The sequence below is a fragment of the Mesorhizobium sp. M2C.T.Ca.TU.002.02.1.1 genome, assembly GCF_003997225.1.
Window position 1 is genome coordinate 1 of sequence record NZ_RZTO01000686.1, and the last position, 3,400, is coordinate 3,400.

General features: G+C 64.4%; 2 protein-coding genes. Both read left to right on the top strand.

Annotated features, from left to right (window positions below):
• The first annotated feature begins 233 nt into the window (after positions 1–233).
• Positions 234–1,292, top strand: a complete 1,059-nt coding sequence (locus EOD07_RS27540) for a glycosyltransferase family 4 protein (RefSeq protein ID WP_127237635.1) — start codon at positions 234–236, stop codon at positions 1,290–1,292.
• Between the two features lie 103 nt (positions 1,293–1,395).
• The coding region (locus tag EOD07_RS27545; RefSeq protein WP_127237636.1) for an amylo-alpha-1,6-glucosidase at positions 1,396–3,400 on the top strand (2,005 nt) is incomplete at its 3' end.

Below are 3,400 nucleotides of genomic sequence, written 5' to 3' on the forward strand. Positions count from 1 at the left end.
CTTGAGGGTCATGCGGTCGTTGCCAGTCGCCGGAACTGTAGATCGCCACTTTAGAAAATCAAGTTGATTTAATTGTTTAGCGCTCGGCATCGGGCTCAGAGCGCGGCGAGGTTGAAGGCCTTGGCTGACTTGTCGCGCCTGTCGGACGGATATCAACCGTGTCCGCGACCAATTGGGCAGGAACGATCTCGCGGTTGACGCATTTTGCTTCGCGTCAACAGCCGAGGGACCAAATGCGCATAGCTCATGTCGCGCCGCTGTACGAATCCGTGCCGCCGAAACTCTATGGCGGCACGGAAAGGATCGTCTTCTACATCACCGAGGCGCTGGTCGGGCTTGGCCACGATGTGACGCTATTCGCGAGCGGCGACAGCGAGACCTCGGCGCGGCTGGTGCCCGGGCGCGACCAGGCGATACGCCTCGACCCGCGGCCGAAGAAATCGGAGATCGCAGCGCATCTGGCGATGCTTGCCGATGTGCGAGCGCGCGCCGGCGAGTTCGATGTCATCCATTTCCATCTTAGCCACTTCGTGCATTTTCCGTTCTTCGAAGAGATCGCGGGGCGGACGGTGACGACGCCGCATGGCCGGCTCGACTATGTCGACCTGGCGCCGGCCTATAAACGCTTCCCGCGTTTCCCGATGATCTCGATCTCGCACAGCCAGAAGCGCGGCTTGCCCGACGCGAACTGGCTGGCCACCATCCATCACGGACTGCCGCTCGATGCCTACCAACCGACTTATGAACCTGAGGCGGAAGAGCCGTATCTCGCCTTCCTCGGACGCCTGTCGCGCGACAAGCGGCCGGACCGCGCCATCGAGATCGCGCGCCGGTCCGGGTTGAAGCTGAAGCTGGCGGCCAAGATCGGCGACGACGACCGCGCCTATTTCCGCGACAACATCGAGGCGCTCATCGATGGCAAGCAGATCGAGTATGTCGGCGAGATCACGGAAGACGAGAAGGCGGAGTTTCTCGGCAACGCGGCGGGCCTCTTATTCCCCATAGATTGGCCGGAGCCGTTCGGTCTCGTCGCGATCGAGGCCATGGCCTGCGGCACGCCGGTGATTGCCTGGGATCAAGGCGCCTTGCCGGAGATAATCGACAACGGCGTCACCGGTTTCGTCGTGGACAGTGTGGACGATGCGGTCGCGTCGATGCCCGCGCTTCTCGATCTCGACCGGCGGCAGGTGAGGGCGGTCTTCGAGACAAGGTTCTCGGCCGCAAGGATGGCGCGCGACTACCTAGCTGCCTATATGCGCCTGACCGGCATCCCGGAGGTCAAGGCTTCCTGACCTTCATAGCGCGAATCTACGAGATAGAGCATGATGTTGTCCGAAAACCGCTTCACACTTTTCGGCATCATCCTCTAGGGCGGGGCAAACGAAGAGGTGACGAATGACGGAGCTCGACGAGCGCAAGCTCGATCCCGCCGTGGCCCTTTCCTCGCTCGACGAGACGGCGCCGCGGGAACCGCACCGGCTCTTTGCCCTCAAGCAGGGCGACTGCTTCGCCGTCGCCGACGCCTATGGCGACATCAGAGGGTCCGGCGACGGCTTCTTCCGCGACGACACCCGCGTGCTTTCCGAATTCCGGCTGACCATCGGCGGCAGGCAGATGTCGCTGCTCGGCGCCTCGCTCAGCCAGGACAATGTGCTGTTCACGTCCAACCTCACCAACCTGCCGATCCAGAGTGCCGCGGGCCGCGATATCCCGCAGGGTGCGATCCACATCGAACGCGTCAGGCTCATCTGGCAGGACAGGCTGTTCGAGCGCATCACGCTTTCCAACTATAGCCGCGAGCATTCGACCATCACCGCCTCACTGCATTTTGCCGCCGACTTTCGCGACATGTTCGAGGTGCGCGGCACGACCCGGGTGAAGCGTGGCACGACGCATGTCGCCAAGACCGACAAGACCTCGGTGCTGCTTGGCTATGACGGCCTCGACGGTCTGCCGAGACTTTCCGCGATCTCCTTTTCGCAGGCGCCCGACCAGTTGAGCGACAATCGCGCCGATTTCCTCATCGCGGTGACCAAGCGCAGTCAAAAAGTGCTCTATATCGAGGTCGGTCCCGAGGTGGCCGATCCGCCCGATCGCGACCGATTCCGCGCCGCCGCGGCGCGCGCCCGCTTCGGCATGCGCGCCAAGCGCAGGCATGGCGCCACGGTGCACAGCTCAGGCCGCGTCTTCAACGATTGGGTCGAGCGCGCCCGCGCCGATGTGGCGCTGCTTACCACGGAGCTTCCGACCGGGCCCTATCCCTATGCCGGCATCCCGTGGTTCTCGACGGCATTCGGCCGCGACGGCGTGATCTCGAGCCTGCAGATGCTCTGGCTCAACCCCGGCCTGGCGCGGGGCGTGCTGGCTTTTCTGGCCGAGCACCAGGCGACCGAAACGTCGCCCTTTTGGGATTCCCAGCCCGGCAAAATCATGCATGAGACGCGCAAGGGTGAGATGGCGGCGCTGCGCGAGCTTCCCTTCGGCCGCTATTATGGCGGCGTCGACACCACGCCGCTCTATATCCATCTGGCATCCGCCTATGCCGACCGCACCGGCGACATGGCCTTCATCGACAAATTGTGGCCCTCGCTCAAGGCCGCCGCCGAGTGGACGGAAGAGGCGAGCCGCGCCACCGGTTTCGTCACCTACCAGCGCGCCGCCGAGTCGGGCCTTGCCAACCAGGGCTGGAAGGACAGTTTTGACTCCGTCTTCCATGCCGATGGGCGCATTCCCAAGGGACCGATCGCGCTGGTCGAGGTGCAGGGCTATGTCTTTGCCGCCTTCCGCGGCATGGCGGCGCTCGCTCGCCGCCGCGGCGAATTCGCGGATGCCGAGCATTGGGAGGGTCGTGCCGAGGAAATGCGGGTCGCCGTGGAACGCGACTTCTGGCTGGACGACATGAACTTCTACGCCTTGGCCATCGATGGCGAAGGCCAGCCCTGCAAGGTGCGCACATCGAATGCGGGGCACCTGCTGTTCGTCGGGTTGCCGCAGCCCGAGCGCGCCAGTCTGGTCGCCGACCAGCTGCTGTCGGCCGCCTTCCATTCCGGCTGGGGGCTGAGGACGCTCGCGGACGACGCGGTGTTTTTCAACCCTATGTCCTACCACAACGGCTCGATCTGGCCGCATGACACGGCGCTCTGCGGCGTCGGCCTCGCACGCTACGGCGAACGCGACAGCGTGGTGCGGCTGATGAGCGGCACGTTCGAGTCCGCCGTGCATTTCAACATGCGGCTGCCGGAGCTGTTCTGCGGCTTCACCCGCGCGCCCGGCGAGGCGCCGATCGCCTATCCTGTCGCCTGCCTGCCGCAGGCCTGGTCGGCAGGCTCGACCTTCATGCTGATGCAGGCGTGCCTGGGGCTGGAAATCGACGGCTGGGAGGGCGAATTGCATGTCACGC